At 45.1% G+C, this 13,804-nt stretch carries 14 protein-coding genes and 1 pseudogene; 8 read left to right on the top strand and 7 right to left on the bottom strand.

What is annotated here, in order from left to right:
* Nucleotides 1–61: 61 nt before the first annotated feature.
* The 6 genes and pseudogenes from ACYX4W_RS07090 to mgtE all read left to right on the top strand — a co-directional run bounded on the left by ACYX4W_RS07090 (nt 62) and on the right by mgtE (nt 5,050).
* Nucleotides 62–1,544 (top strand): annotated as a pseudogene (locus ACYX4W_RS07090) (RNA polymerase factor sigma-54).
* Nucleotides 1,545–1,574: 30 nt separating this feature from the next.
* Nucleotides 1,575–1,862 (top strand): ribosome hibernation promoting factor, encoded by a 288-nt coding sequence (gene hpf / locus ACYX4W_RS07085; RefSeq protein WP_012517338.1) that lies wholly within the window; start codon nt 1,575–1,577, stop codon nt 1,860–1,862.
* Between the two features lie 13 nt (nt 1,863–1,875).
* Nucleotides 1,876–2,319 carry a PTS IIA-like nitrogen regulatory protein PtsN gene (ptsN, locus tag ACYX4W_RS07080; protein WP_474808596.1) on the top strand — a complete coding sequence of 148 codons (444 nt, stop codon included), beginning with the start codon at nt 1,876–1,878 and terminating at the stop codon, nt 2,317–2,319.
* Nucleotides 2,320–2,400: 81 nt separating this feature from the next.
* Nucleotides 2,401–3,246: an RNase adapter RapZ gene (gene rapZ / locus ACYX4W_RS07075; RefSeq protein WP_474808598.1), complete on the top strand. Its 846-nt coding sequence runs from the start codon at nt 2,401–2,403 to the stop codon at nt 3,244–3,246.
* Nucleotides 3,246–3,518 carry an HPr family phosphocarrier protein gene (locus tag ACYX4W_RS07070; protein WP_474827697.1) on the top strand — a complete coding sequence of 91 codons (273 nt, stop codon included), beginning with the start codon at nt 3,246–3,248 and terminating at the stop codon, nt 3,516–3,518. Before rapZ ends, ACYX4W_RS07070 begins: the two co-directional genes overlap by 1 nt.
* 173 nt (nt 3,519–3,691) lie before the next feature.
* On the top strand, nt 3,692–5,050 hold the full coding sequence (mgtE, locus tag ACYX4W_RS07065) for a magnesium transporter (protein WP_474808602.1): 1,359 nt from the start codon (nt 3,692–3,694) through the stop codon (nt 5,048–5,050).
* A gap of 54 nt (nt 5,051–5,104) precedes the next feature.
* Here mgtE and ACYX4W_RS07060 read toward each other — a convergent pair whose 3' ends face one another.
* On the bottom strand, nt 5,105–5,857 hold the full coding sequence (locus tag ACYX4W_RS07060) for a response regulator transcription factor (RefSeq protein ID WP_476075098.1): 753 nt from the start codon (nt 5,855–5,857) through the stop codon (nt 5,105–5,107).
* Nucleotides 5,858–6,081: 224 nt separating this feature from the next.
* Between ACYX4W_RS07060 and ACYX4W_RS07055 the strand changes: the two genes are divergently transcribed.
* Nucleotides 6,082–6,897: a spondin domain-containing protein gene (locus tag ACYX4W_RS07055; protein WP_476075097.1), complete on the top strand. Its 816-nt coding sequence runs from the start codon at nt 6,082–6,084 to the stop codon at nt 6,895–6,897.
* A 12-nt stretch (nt 6,898–6,909) separates the two neighbouring features.
* The gene (locus ACYX4W_RS07050; RefSeq protein WP_476075096.1) at nt 6,910–7,758 is read left to right on the top strand and encodes a spondin domain-containing protein; all 849 of its coding nucleotides are present in this window, start codon (nt 6,910–6,912) and stop codon (nt 7,756–7,758) included.
* Nucleotides 7,759–8,032: 274 nt separating this feature from the next.
* Here ACYX4W_RS07050 and ACYX4W_RS07045 read toward each other — a convergent pair whose 3' ends face one another.
* The 6 genes from ACYX4W_RS07045 to ACYX4W_RS07020 form a co-directional block, all read right to left on the bottom strand.
* On the bottom strand, nt 8,033–8,506 hold the full coding sequence (locus ACYX4W_RS07045; protein ID WP_476075095.1) for a ClpXP protease specificity-enhancing factor: 474 nt from the start codon (nt 8,504–8,506) through the stop codon (nt 8,033–8,035).
* Nucleotides 8,503–9,135: a stringent starvation protein SspA gene (sspA, locus tag ACYX4W_RS07040; RefSeq protein ID WP_012517332.1), complete on the bottom strand. Its 633-nt coding sequence runs from the start codon at nt 9,133–9,135 to the stop codon at nt 8,503–8,505. Before sspA ends, ACYX4W_RS07045 begins: the two co-directional genes overlap by 4 nt.
* Before the next feature lie 167 nt (nt 9,136–9,302).
* The gene (locus ACYX4W_RS07035; RefSeq protein ID WP_110288465.1) at nt 9,303–10,037 is read right to left on the bottom strand and encodes a cytochrome c1; all 735 of its coding nucleotides are present in this window, start codon (nt 10,035–10,037) and stop codon (nt 9,303–9,305) included.
* The gene (locus tag ACYX4W_RS07030) at nt 10,034–11,299 is read right to left on the bottom strand and encodes a cytochrome b (RefSeq protein WP_110288466.1); all 1,266 of its coding nucleotides are present in this window, start codon (nt 11,297–11,299) and stop codon (nt 10,034–10,036) included. Before ACYX4W_RS07030 ends, ACYX4W_RS07035 begins: the two co-directional genes overlap by 4 nt.
* A 5-nt stretch (nt 11,300–11,304) precedes the next feature.
* Nucleotides 11,305–11,934 carry a ubiquinol-cytochrome c reductase iron-sulfur subunit gene (gene petA / locus ACYX4W_RS07025; protein WP_118490220.1) on the bottom strand — a complete coding sequence of 210 codons (630 nt, stop codon included), beginning with the start codon at nt 11,932–11,934 and terminating at the stop codon, nt 11,305–11,307.
* A gap of 350 nt (nt 11,935–12,284) precedes the next feature.
* Nucleotides 12,285–13,802 carry an amidohydrolase gene (locus ACYX4W_RS07020; RefSeq protein ID WP_476075094.1) on the bottom strand — a complete coding sequence of 506 codons (1,518 nt, stop codon included), beginning with the start codon at nt 13,800–13,802 and terminating at the stop codon, nt 12,285–12,287.
* Nucleotides 13,803–13,804 lie beyond the last annotated feature (2 nt).

Here is a 13,804-nt window from a genome sequence, read left to right as displayed (position 1 = left end):
AATTGTCATTTTTCAGTTTCGCTCTGGTATATTTAATTTAGAGCATTTAAATAAGACGTAGATGAAACCATCTTTACAGCTAAAATTTAGCCAACAACTTACAATGACACCTCAGCTTCAGCAGGCGATTAAACTGCTGCAGCTTTCTACGCTTGATCTCCAGCAAGAGATACAAGAAGCCCTCGATTCTAATCCGCTTTTAGAAGTGGAAGAAAGTAACGACGAGCCACAAGTAGAAAAGAACAATGTCGACGGTGACGATAGCGCTGCTGAAGCGACCGCTTCTGCATCAAGCGATACGCTAGAAGCGGGAGATGCACTGGAGAAGAATGATCTTCCCGATGAGCTACCTATCGACAGCACTTGGGATGAGTATTATTCGGCTTCTTCCGCGCCTGCACCTGGCCCATCTAATGATGATGAACAAATCTTCCAAGGTGAGACCACAGAAGACATCCAAGAACATCTTCTTTGGCAAATGCGCCTCACTCATTTTTCAGATACTGACCGCGCTATCGCTACAGCAATCATCGACTCAATTGACGAATCAGGTTATTTAACCGTTACTCTTGACGACATCTTAGAAGCGGTCAACGACGATGATCTAGAAGAGCCTATCGAAATGGACGAAATAGAGTGTGTGCTTAAGCGCATTCAAATGTTCGACCCTATTGGTTCAGGTTCTCGTACACCTCAAGAATGCCTTATGGTGCAGTTGCGCCAGTTTTCAGAAGACACACCGTGGCTTGCTGAAGCGAAGCAGCTTATTGAGGAATATTCAGACTTACTGAGCAGTAAAGACTACCGCACGCTAATGCGTAAGAGCCGATTGAAAGAAGATCAGCTGCGCGAAGCAATGCGTTTGCTTCAAACCTTGAATCCTCGCCCAGGTAGTGCTTTAGTTACTAAAGAGCCTGAGTACGTTATTCCTGATGTCTCAGTAACCAAGAAAAATGGCCGTTGGGTGGTTGAGTCTGAACCCCGACAGTCTGCCTAAATTAAGCGTAAACCAACAGTACGCAGCGATGAGTCGTCGTGCCAAGAACAGCAGCGATTCACAATTCATCCGCTCACACATGCAAGAGGCCAAGTGGTTCATAAAGAGCCTTGAATCTCGCAACGATACTTTAATGAAGGTTGCAAATTGCATTGTGCAGCAGCAAATGGGCTTTTTTGAGCACGGCCCGGAAATGATGAAACCAATGGTGCTAAATGATGTCGCAGAAATGGTAGATATGCACGAATCGACTATTTCACGTGTGACGACGCAGAAGTATATGCATACGCCCCGTGGCATCTTCGAATTGAAGTATTTCTTCTCAAGCCACGTAGCAACCGAGTCAGGTGGTGAATGTTCATCTACAGCGATTCGTGCATTGATCAAGAAGTTAGTGGCTGCGGAGAATCCTAGCAAGCCGCTAAGTGATAGCAAGATTGCTTCATTGTTGGCCGAGCAAGGCATAAAAGTCGCTCGGCGAACAATAGCAAAATACCGGGAATCGTTGTCGATCCCGCCGTCGAACCAACGCAAAAGCCTTATTTAAACGGGCTTAATAATATAAGGAAGACGAAATATGCAAATCAACCTTACTGGTCATCATGTCGAAATCACCGACTCTTTGCGTAATTATGTCGATACGAAGTTCAGCAAACTTGAACGTCACTTTGATCACATTTCTAATGTGCATGTCATCCTGAACGTTGAAAAATTAAATCAAAAAGCTGAAGCGACTGTTCATTTAAGTGGCGCTGAAGTATTCGCATCCTCAGAAAATACCGACATGTATGCGGCGATTGACAGCATGGTTGATAAACTCGACCGGCAGGTAATCAAGCATAAGGAAAAACTGAAAAAACATTAGTAGTTAATTGAGCATGGATATACAAGCCATCGTAAGTCTGGACCGCACCGAATGTGCGGTTCAGTGTAATAGTAAAAAGCGAATTCTTGAGATCATCGCTGATATCGCTGCCAAGCATAACGATAACATCGACCAGGCAACGGTTTTAAATAGCTTGATGGCTCGAGAACGTATGGGTAGCACGGGTATTGGTAACGGCATAGCACTGCCTCACGGTCGCTTGGCCGGCCTTGAGAAGGTAATAGCAATCGTTGTAACAAGTACACCAGCTATCAACTTTGATGCCCTAGACGAAAAGCCCGTAGACATATTCTTTGCTCTTCTCGTTCCCGAAGAGCAAACCGAAGGACACCTTCAGACACTGGCTACCGTAGCCGGTAAGCTAAGCGACAAAGAAACGATTAAAACAATACGTCGTGCAACAACCAGCGACGAAATTATTTCTGCATTAAGTTAAACAATAAGTGCCTATACTCATAGATAGGCGCTTATTCAACAACGCGTATGTGATGAAACCAGAATATAAGGGAGAGTTTAGGTGAAGCTGATCATAATCAGTGGTCGTTCGGGGTCTGGTAAGTCTGTCGCACTTCGCGCTTTGGAAGACTTAGGTTATTACTGTGTTGATAATATTCCAGTAAATTTGCTTCCCACCCTCACCCATACTGTTGTTGATGAATACGACCAAGTTGCAGTAAGTATTGACGTTAGGAATCTCCCCAAAAACCCTGACGACTTGGTAGAGATTCTAGATTACCTGCCTTCTTCTTGGTCGATGACTATAGTGTACATTGACGCAAGCGATGATGTGCTGGTCAAGCGGTTTAGCGAAACTCGCCGCCTTCATCCTTTAGCTAAACTAAATAAGTCTCTATCAGAGGCTATTAGGGCGGAGTCTGCGCTTCTTGCGCCAATTACTGAACGCGCTGATTTATACCTAGATACAGACAAGCTAACAATACATCAACTCGCCGAATTGATCCGTGAACGTATATTGGGTAAGAAAAGTTCACGCCTTGTTCTTGTCTTTGAGTCGTTTGGCTTTAAACATGGCATACCTAAAGATGCTGACTACGTTTTTGACGCGCGTTTTTTACCTAACCCCCATTGGGAGCCAGACCTTAAACACTTAACTGGGTTAGATGCTCCCGTGGAAGTATTTTTAGGCTCACAACCCGTAGTAACCAAATTTATTTGGCAGATTCAAAACTTGATGACCACATGGCTTCCCCACTTGGAGCGCAACAATAGAAGCTATGTGACTGTGGCTATCGGTTGCACTGGCGGCCAACACCGCTCTGTCTATATTGCCCAAACCTTGTCGAAAACGTTCAGCGAAATACACCCTGATGTTCAAATTCGTCACAGAGAGTTGAACCAGTAATGACTATTCAAAAAACGCTTACAATCGTCAATAAACTCGGCTTACACGCCAGAGCAGCCACGCAATTGGTTCAGCTTGCTAATCAGTTTGATGCCAAAATCATTTTGAAAAAAGGCGATAAAGAAGCCGATGCAAGCAGCGTCTTAGGCTTGATGATGCTGGAAAGTCACCAGGGTGAACAGGTAGATGTTATTGTCGATGGTGATGACGCGGTCGATGCACTTGCTGCCATTGAAGAGCTGATTGAGGGCAGATTTAACGAAGACGAATAGTCTCAACCCGAATATCTTTTGATGCATTAACCAACAGCTAGCTTAGTAATTCCAAATTCTTGCGTAAAAGCCACGCAATTATCATGACAGACTTAATATAATTGCGATATTCTACGCACACTTAGGCTACACAGCCTTTATTTTCCATATCAGCTTAGTAGGAATAACGCCTTATGGCAGAAGCGCTTGTTTCTAAATACGTACAAACCCAATTACGCGCACTTAACGCAGCGTTGATAAACGGTCAATTTGTATCTGTACGTAAGCTTCTGCTTGAACTTCCCCCTTCAGACGTTGCGCATATTCTCGAATCTAGCCCAAGCAGGACCCGTGATGAGTTGTGGGAGCTAATTGATAGCGACTTTCACGGTGATATTTTAGAAGAACTCTCTGATGATGTTCGAAACGGTATTATCACAAAGATGCTCCCCGCCAATGTGGTTGATGCACTTGAAGAAATGGATACCGATGACTTGGCAGAAACGCTGAGTAGCCTTCCTGAACCTGTGCTGGCAGACATTCTCGATTCAATGGATGCACAAGACCGCGTACGTGCAGAGCAAGCGCTGTCTTACGGTGAAGAAACCGCTGGTTTCATCATGAACACCGATACCATTACCTTACGTCCTGATGTAACCATTGATGTGGTTCTTCGCTACATTCGCTTAAAAGGTGAGTTACCGGAAAATACAGACACCTTCTATGTGGTCAATAGAACCGATAATCTGGTCGGTATTATTCCTGTTGCCCGTCTTCTCACCGCAGATACCGACGACAAAGTGTCTGATGTCATGGACGAAGAATCAGAGGCCATTCCGGTAAACATGCCCGACGATGAAGTGGCAAGCCTGTTTGAGCGTTATAACTGGCTTTCAGCGCCGGTAGTTGATGAAAATCATCGCTTAGTGGGGCGAATTACCATTGATGACGTAGTTGATATCATTCGTGAAGATGCTGAACACTCAATGATGAGTATGGCGGGTCTTGATGATGATGAAGATACCTTTGCGCCGGTTATGCAAAGTACTAAACGCCGTTCCGTTTGGCTAGCAGTTAATTTAGTGACTGCATTAATGGCAGCAATGGTAAGTGACTTATTTGAAGCCACGCTTAGCCAGCTTGCCGTATTAGCTATATTAAATACTATCGTACCGAGCATGGGCGGCGTGGCTGGTAACCAGACACTAACCCTTGTTATTCGGGGTATGGCGCTCGGTCATGTAAATGCCAGTAACTCGCGTTGGCTTATCAGTAAAGAAATCTCGATTGGCTTTTTAAATGGGGCAATTTGGGCAGTGCTTATTGCCTCTGTTATCGCACTTTGGAAGCAAGATTACATGCTGGGCGTTATTATCGCCTTTGCGATGATGGTAAACATGATTGCGGCAGCGCTTGCCGGCGCAACTTTACCCATGATCATGAAGCGCCTTAAAATAGACCCAGCGCTTGCTGGAAGCGTTATTCTAACTACGATAACAGATGTAGTTGGTATCTTTGCCTTTTTAGGTACGGCAACGCTGTTTTTAATTTAAGCCTAAAAAACAATCATCCTTAATTAGGATCTAGCGATTTTTGATATTATGCGCTCAGGCAATTAACGAATTGGCTGTATACCCATTAATATTCAGTTTGTATCCGACACCCCATACGGTTTGTACTAGCTGTCCGCCATTTTCAATACTGTTAACCTTATCGAGTTTACTGCGTAGACGATTAATATGGGTGTTTACCGTATGTTCGTACCCTTCGTGATTATAGCCCCACACCTCGCTAAGTAGTTGGTTGCGAGAAAAAACTTGATTGGGATGACGACAGAAATAATTCAACAAGGTAAATTCTCGTGCTGTTAGTGTCAGCAATTGCCCATTAATCGTCACGCTGTGATAACGCAAGTCGACGCTAAGCGGGCCTATCTCGATACGCTCGTCACTACCACCGAAAGCTCTCGTGTTTTCATGGTTAGGCATACTTCTACGCATATGAGAGCGAATACGTGCCGAAAACATGCGTTCGTCAAACGCACCAGTAAGGTAGTCATCAACACCCGCTTCATAATAATTTGCTTCATCTACCTCCGAGCAGGCCGTATTTGTTGTCGACATCTCACTTTCGACAGCCACTACCCAGCTTTCGGAGTTAGCGTCTACGAGAGTTTTAATCCGCTGCAGGCACATCTCGTTTCGTACCGATTCAACGATTATAAGTGAATAATGTTGTGCTTTTAGCAAGGATTCTGCTGATTGAAAATTAGAGACTGCGTCATAAAGAAAACTATGCTTGCTCAAACATTGCGATATGTTTTGTTGAAACTTATTCCCGCTGTAGATGATAAGGATCATAACTCGCTCCTAATTCGCCGATAAAAAACAAGACCCGACCCTCCGTGTTTTTATTTCACATTAATAACAATTTTTTTGATTGATAAAAAAGCACTAAAAATTTCTAACAATATTGTTATTCATCGATACAAATCTGTGCGTTTTTTGTGATAGTTCTGTGATGAATTAAAAATTTTACTGCCCTAAATTTTTATGCGATTTAAGCCATAAACAAGGACAATAAGATGAAATTCACTAAACTTGCTAGCGCTACCCTACTGTCGCTAGCAACAATTTCAGTAAGCCAAGCCGTTACCTTAGATGTTGAAATTACTAATTTAACCCAAGCGCAAAGCTTTACGCCGCGCCTAGTTATTGCGCACGATGACACCGTTGACGCTTTTGAAGTGGGCCAGCCAGCTTCATCGGCGTTAGCCTGGCTTGCGGAAGCGGGGGTTATTGATGATGAGCAAAACGCTGATTCAAGCGGCGCTAACTTTGAAGCGCTTTTAGGCCCTGTCGATACAGACAATGGCTCAAACACATGGCATCGTTTTGGCGGTCTTCTAGCCCCGAAAGCAACATTAAGTTATCCCTTCGACACAATGGACAAGCCTTATCTTTCACTGCTGTCTATGCTGATACCGACCAATGATGCCTTTATAGGTATGGACAGTATTGAAATCCCTACTGAACCTGGCACCTATACGTATTATTTAAATGCTTACGATGCCGGTACTGAGTTAAACGATGAGCTAAATAGTGCTCGTACTGACGTTGTTGAAGCTGGGACAGGAAATGCGCTTGGTGGATATGGCGTACCGGGTGTTGCCGGTGGTGGTGCACCTACTCGTATCGTTGATTTAGGTACAGGTGGCACTGGTGTGGGGGCACAGGTAGTTAATGGTGAAATAGAAGATGGTGAAGATGGCCCGGTACACATTCACCGCAATGCGCTTGGCGATACTGATAGCGCCGCTGGTGCCAGTGATCTGGACTCTACCGTACACCGTTGGTTGAACCCAGTAGCACGTGTAGTTATTACTGTTCCTGCATCTTAAGGAGCCAATACAATGAATAATCCAATAATTAAACTCAGTACATTATTGATGCTTTCAGCGCTTCTTGCTGCCTGCGGCGACGATGGTGATACTGGCCCTCAAGGACCCGCTGGCCCACAGGGGGAAGCAGGTACTGACGGACAGGATGGCGCAGACGGCCAAGACGGTTCGGACGGGCAAGATGGTATCAATGGTAATTCAGCGGTTTACACTGTTCAAATTACTAATTTGACGTATTCCCAGCCCTTTGCACCTGCCGCCGTCATCTTGCATGAGTCAGGCTTCCATTCATTTAGTGAGGGCGAGCCAGCTAGCATGGGCATTGAAATTATGGCTGAGGGCGGTGATCCGTCTATGGTCATTACTGAAGCCATGGACTCCACGGAGTTTTTGGATGCGCAAAACTCTGGGGGAATACTGGGCCCACGCTCAATGGGTACAGAATTAACCCTTGTGGTTCCAGAACTTGACGCTGACGACCTGCGTCTTACAGTAACGACCATGTTGGTTAATACCAACGATGCATTTACTGGCTTAAATGCAGCTAACATAAGTAACATGGCAGTAGGTGATGCGAAAACATTCATGACAGTGACCTGGGACGCCGGTACAGAGGCCAACACAGAAACAGCAGCAACTATGCCTGGCCCTGCCGCAGGAGCAGCAGGTGGTGGTGGAGAAGCCGCAGGTTATGACGTAGTAAGGGACGACCTTGCCGATGCAGTAAGGCTTCATCAAGGTGTGGTAACTAGTGCAAACGCGAATGACCCAAGCCGTGAAGGTTTGTCAACGTCCGTACTAACCGAAGCCCATCGCTTTGATTTTCCGACAAGTCGTGTAGTGATAACGCGAACTCGTTAATAGATTTATAGCGAATCAGCCACTTTAGCGCCCTATTACTTATAAGTTATGGGGTGCTTTCGTTTTTATTAGAACGCAATTTTTTTAGTTGAGCACTTAGTTGCGAGGCTTCAAATACAAGCTTCGAAGTAGGAGTAAAATACTAGATAAGGCGAGTGTGAAGATAATAGCTGGCTCTGCTTAAGCGAATAGCTTTGCAAAGCCAGACTACGTCAATACACTGAAAGTTTTTAAATAGCGGCCATGAAAATGGCCCAGTTAGCTACTTAAGTAGCTATTTAATAACCTTTAGGCTCGGCTTGCCTTTTTTAGGCGGAACCGGCGCATCTTGAATGTCGCCTGAGTCAGCATCTTCTATCGGCGTTGGTCCGCTCGGTTGAGACACATCTTCAGATGTTTCAGTACGCTCTTGCTGCGCACGAGCCACATCTTCTTCGGTGGCAAATACAGTACCTGCACCGTTTTCCCTTGCGTATATAGCCATCACAGCTTCACAAGGCATACTCAATCTTCTGGGCTGCCCAGAAAAACGTGCTTGAAAAGACAAGCCGTCTAAATCAAGAGAGAAGTTCACACATGCGCTTGGCGATACATTCAAGACGATTTGACCATCTTTAACGAACTCTTGTGGTACTTCTACCAGTTCGTTGGTTGCATCGACCACAATATACGGCGTTAAGTCGTTATCAACAATCCACTCATAGAACGCCCTAAGCAAATAGGGCTGGTTTGACGTCATAGATGTCATAGCGGGTTGTGGATCTCACGCTCTTGGTCAGTCAAAGACGCTTTAAATGAACTGCGAGAGAAAATGCGATTCATGTAAGCGTTAATTTCTTTGCTGCCGGCACCGTTTAGTTCGATACCTAGTGCAGGTAAACGCCATAATAGCGGAGCAAGATAGCAATCAACTAAGCTGAACTCTTCGCTCATAAAGTAAGGCATCTCACCAAATACAGGAGCAAGTGAAAGCAAGGCTTCACGCAGCTCATTACGTGCTGCTTCTACGTCACCTTCGCCACGGAAGATTCGAGCTGCTAGCGAGTACCAGTCTTGCTCAATGCGGTGCATCATAAGACGACTTTGGCCACGTGATACAGGGTAAACCGGCATTAGTGGTGGATGAGGGAAACGCTCATCAAGGTATTCCATGATGATATGCGACTTGTAAAGTACAAGTTCGCGATCAACTAGAGTTGGAACAGTACCGTAAGGGTTAAGCTCCAACAGATCTTCAGACAGGTTGCTAGGATCTGTGTAGCTGATTTCAACACCCACACCTTTTTCTGCCAACACAATGCGCACCTGGTGGCTATAAATATCAATTGTGTCAGAGAACAACGTCATAATAGAACGTTTATTCGCGGCTACGGCCATTCAATTTCCTCCGTCGAGAAACAAGTTTACGCTTACAAACGGTAAGCTTATTACGATAACTCGTGCTACCTGAACACTCTATACAAAAGGGTTTTCAGGTAGCACGAGTAAATACCAAAAAAGGGGGCGAGAAGCCCCCTTTTCATATTATACATAAATCTGTGCGATTAGTGCACTTCTCGCCAGTATTCTTTCTTCAGTAAGTAAACAAATACAAACAATACTGCGATAAAGATAAGTACCCACTTACCGATTTTGTGAGATTCAAGTTTTGAAGGCTCACCCGTGTACTCTAGGAAGTTCACTATATCGGCAACAGCTTGGTCGTACTCGTCAGGAGACATTGCGCCAGTACCATCTGACTTAATGCCTACATAACGCTTAACCATCTCTCCATCAACCATTTGCTCTTCATAAGTACGGGTTGGCGTACCTTGAAGTGGTTGAAGTACGTGTGGCATACCCACTTCTGGGAATACTGTGTTGTTCACACCAAACGGGCGGCTCTCGTCTACATAGAAAGAACGCAAGTAAGTGTAAATCCAGTCTTCACCACGAACACGCGCCACTAGGGTTAGATCTGGTGGAGCAGCACCGAACCATCCTGCAGCGGCTTCTTCAGGCATTGCACGAGTGATATAGTCAGACACTTTTTCACCCGTGAATTGCAGGTATTCTTGACCTAGTTCGTCAGGAATACCTAAATCTTGGAATGAACGCTGATAGCGCTGGTACTTCATCGAGTGACAGCCCAAACAGTAGTTCATGAACAATTGTGCACCGCGCTGTAAAGACGCCTTATCGCTTAAATCGATAGGCGCTTTATCCAGGTGTACGTTCCCGCCTGCCGCAAGCGCTACGCCAGGTAGGAAGAAGGCTAAAAAGCACATCATTTTTTTCATTTAGAAATCCTCTCTGGCACAGGTTTAGTGTTTTCGTTTTTGCTGTACAAGAACAATGCAATGAAGAAACCGAAGTACATTACTGTAGCAACTTGCGACGCAATGATTTTCCAGTTTTCTTGTGGCGTACCACCTAGGTAACCCAGGAAGATAAACACAATTGCAAACACAATAAGGTTTACTTTGTGTAGACCACAGCGATAGCGCCATGACTTAACGCGACCACGGTCTAACCAAGGCAGAGCGAATAGCGCAGCAATTGCACCGAACATAGCTAGTACACCGAACAACTTATCAGGTACCGCTTTCAAAATTGCGTAGAACGGCGTGAAGTACCACACAGGGAAGATGTGCTCAGGTGTTTTCAACGGGTTAGCAATTTCAAAGTTAGGGTGCTCTAGGAATTTACCGCCCATTTCAGGGGCAAAGAACAGCACATAAGTAAATAGCGCTAAGAAAATACAGAATGCCACAAGGTCTTTAAGTACGATGTGTGGGAAGAACGGCAATACGTCATCAGCAATGTCGTACTTGCTTGTGTAGTATTCATGAATTTCATATTTAGTCTTTTCAGACTCAGGCAGTGAACCTTTCTTGTGCTTGATAGCAATACCATCAGGGTTGTTAGAACCCACTTCGTGAAGTGCGATAATGTGAAGGAACACAAGAATAACGATAACCAATGGCAACGCAATAACGTGTAATGCGAAGAAACGGTTTAGTGTCGCGCCAGAGATAACGTAGTCACCCTGTAGCCAGATTACCAAGTCAGGACCAACAACAGGAATAGCACCAAATAGCGATACAATTACCTGTGCACCCCAGTAAGACATTTGTCCCCAAGGTAGTACATAACCCATGAATGCTTCAGCCATAAGTGCTAGGTAAATAAACATACCAAACACCCACAGAAGCTCACGAGGCTTCTGGTAAGAACCGTAAATCATGCCGCGGAACATGTGTAGATATACCACAATAAAGAACGCCGATGCGCCAGTACTGTGCATGTAACGAATGATCCAACCGTAGTCGATCTCACGCATGATGTATTCAACAGAAGCAAACGCGCCTTCTGAAGATGGAACGAAATTCATGGTTAACCAAATACCAGTAACAATTTGGTTTACCAAAACGATGGTAGCTAGAAAACCGAACACATACCAAAAGTTCATGTTCTTTGGAGCAGGATATTGAAGAGCGTGCATATTCGCAACGCGCATCATTGGGATGCGTTCTTCAATCCAACCTAGGAAAGCATTCATAATAATTAAGCCTCCGCTTCTGAACCGATGATGATGTTATTGTCATCAACGAATTGATATGGCGGTACAACTAGGTTTAATGGTGCCGGTACGTTTTGGAATACACGTCCTGCCATATCAAACTTAGAACCGTGGCATGGGCAGAAGAAACCATCTGGCACACCCTCAACCACTTCTTCGAAAGCGCCGTCTTTAAGGTGCTGTGGAGAGCAACCTAGGTGCGTACAGATACCCACTAGAATCAGGTATTCTTCTTTCATCGAACGGAAACGATTTTGAGCAAAAGTAGGTTGCTGCTCAGCTTCAGAGTTAGGATCTTTCAGCTTATCTTCGTGTGTGCCTAGTTCTTCAAGAATCTCAGGCGTACGACGTACAATCCATACAGGCTTGCTTCGCCACATTACACGTACTAATTGTCCAGGCTCAATCCCGCTGATATCTACTTCAACGTCTGCACCGGCCGCTTTCGCTTTGGCGCTTGGATTCCAGGACGCAATAAAAGGCACAGCAGCACCAACGACACCTACACCACCAACTACCGACGTGGCAACGGTCAAGAACCGACGACGAGTGTTGTTTTCTGGCTGGTTTTCATTGTGTGCAGACTCTGTTGCATCTACAGATACATTGCTCATCCACATTTCTCCAGGTTTGGATAATTATGATGTGTAACCCAAGCTTATACTGGTTTTATCACGCTTGTGTCATGCATCATATGGCTTGTCATGACAGCAACGTAACAGCAAAAATTTACTGGTTTACGAGGTCACGAAAGTTTTCAAAATTTTCGACCGCAAATGATAAAAGAAAAGCCCTTATAAACACAAGGTTTTACTGATATTTAAGCGATAATTTAATCTGGGGTCATCGTTAAAAATAAGCGAGTGATCGGAATAGAATCAAGAATTTGACCGAGATTCGGCCAAACCTCTTAGTTACATTACAAGATTGTTATAAACCTCTGACGCAGTAGTACGAGAATATTCTACTTACGATAATCAAGTGCTGGTGCTCTCTGCCCAAGCATGGATTCATAGTTCAACGTACTTTTCCGTTGCTGAAACTCTTGCTTCGCTTTACTGATAATTTCAGGTTTAGAGAAAAGGGATATTGCAGTTTGCGTGATGACCTCACTGGCCAAGTACATACCTTTGTAACCAATATCAGTACCACTCATTGCTGAAGCCTGCCAAGTATGGGGTGGCGTTCCTTTTACCCAAGTTGCGCTAGATACTCCCACGGTAGGCACTTGCCAACTCACATCACCAACATCAGTTGATGCAGACCAAACAGTAATCTTTTCATCGAAGGGCTCTGGAGTGCTGTGAGTATTGTGGTTAAAGACCTGCTCGCGGGTTCGACTTATTTCGCTAGCAAACTGTTGCTCGCTTTTAGTCAAAATAATCGGAGGTGCGGCGTTAATGTGCTTGTGCATTAATTTTGATAAGGTCACATTAGGTAATACATTCCACACACCACCAGTGACTTCCCAATTAACACGGGTTTCAGTGCCAAGTGCCGCTCCCTCCGCCGCTTTTTCCAACCTATCCCACAGTGAAAGCACAACAGCTGGCTGTGCTGAACGTACGTAATAATACACTTCGGCGAAATCTGGCACTACGTTGGGCGCTGTTCCGCCGTTAGTGATGACATAGTGAATTCTCGTGCCATCCGGTACATGCTCACGCATTAAATTTACCATCATGTTCATAGCTTCTACGCCATCTAATGCCGAACGCCCTTTATCTGGCGCCGCAGCAGCATGCGCTGCGATCCCATAAAAGCGAAACTTACCACTTTTGTTGGCCAACGAAGATGAGGGTGAAGAAGTCGTGCTATCCGATGGATGCCAATGAAGGGCAACATCTACGTCTTCAAATACGCCAGCTTTCACCAAATAAACTTTCCCTGAGCCCCCTTCTTCAGCGGGTGCGCCAAAAACCTTCAGAGAGCCTTGATTTGGATGGGAATCGAGGTAGTCAGCCAAGCTAAGCGCAGCGCCTATTACCCCGCCGGCAAACAAGTTGTGTCCACAAGCATGACCTGCGTGAACATGTCCGTTAGTGCTAATCGGCTGTCTATCAGACGTATTTAAGACCCCCATGCTGGGTAAGGCATCCATTTCGGCAAGCAAGCCGATAACAGGTTTATGCTCACCTTCTTCTGTCTGGCCCACTGGGTTGTATTGCGCAATGAATGCAGTGGGCATTCCCGCAACACCGGCCGTTACTTTGAAGCCACGCTCAATCAGCGTCTGTTGCATTAATGCGCTGCTGTTGTACTCTAGAAAACCCAGTTCAGGTTTTTCCCACATAGTTTTAGCAATATGCTTCATTGTGCTTTGATGAGCAAAAGTAAGCGCGGCTTTAGAGTCTATCGCCGAAACATCAGTTTGCTCTATACTTTGAGCCTTAACAGTGCCTGCAACACTAATCAAGGACATGAGTACTGCGATAGCAAGTTTATGGCGAAGCGCTTTGGGTTTATTTGTGCGTAAATGCATAA

This window comes from Alteromonas sp. ABH4_454, assembly GCF_056311775.1.
This window is presented reverse-complemented; position numbering and strand designations above follow the sequence as displayed.

Coding starts and splice junctions, on each gene's coding strand:
- ACYX4W_RS07060 (WP_476075098.1), bottom strand. CDS start 5,857: ATGATCCTTATCATCTACAGCGGGAATAAGTTTCAACAAAACATATCG.
- mgtE (WP_474808602.1), top strand. CDS start 3,692: ATGGCAGAAGCGCTTGTTTCTAAATACGTACAAACCCAATTACGCGCA.
- hpf (WP_012517338.1), top strand. CDS start 1,575: ATGCAAATCAACCTTACTGGTCATCATGTCGAAATCACCGACTCTTTG.
- ACYX4W_RS07030 (WP_110288466.1), bottom strand. CDS start 11,299: ATGAATGCTTTCCTAGGTTGGATTGAAGAACGCATCCCAATGATGCGC.
- ACYX4W_RS07055 (WP_476075097.1), top strand. CDS start 6,082: ATGAAATTCACTAAACTTGCTAGCGCTACCCTACTGTCGCTAGCAACA.
- sspA (WP_012517332.1), bottom strand. CDS start 9,135: ATGGCCGTAGCCGCGAATAAACGTTCTATTATGACGTTGTTCTCTGAC.
- ACYX4W_RS07050 (WP_476075096.1), top strand. CDS start 6,910: ATGAATAATCCAATAATTAAACTCAGTACATTATTGATGCTTTCAGCG.
- ACYX4W_RS07020 (WP_476075094.1), bottom strand. CDS start 13,802: ATGCATTTACGCACAAATAAACCCAAAGCGCTTCGCCATAAACTTGCT.
- ACYX4W_RS07070 (WP_474827697.1), top strand. CDS start 3,246: ATGACTATTCAAAAAACGCTTACAATCGTCAATAAACTCGGCTTACAC.
- ptsN (WP_474808596.1), top strand. CDS start 1,876: ATGGATATACAAGCCATCGTAAGTCTGGACCGCACCGAATGTGCGGTT.
- ACYX4W_RS07045 (WP_476075095.1), bottom strand. CDS start 8,506: ATGACATCTATGACGTCAAACCAGCCCTATTTGCTTAGGGCGTTCTAT.
- petA (WP_118490220.1), bottom strand. CDS start 11,934: ATGAGCAATGTATCTGTAGATGCAACAGAGTCTGCACACAATGAAAAC.
- ACYX4W_RS07035 (WP_110288465.1), bottom strand. CDS start 10,037: ATGAAAAAAATGATGTGCTTTTTAGCCTTCTTCCTACCTGGCGTAGCG.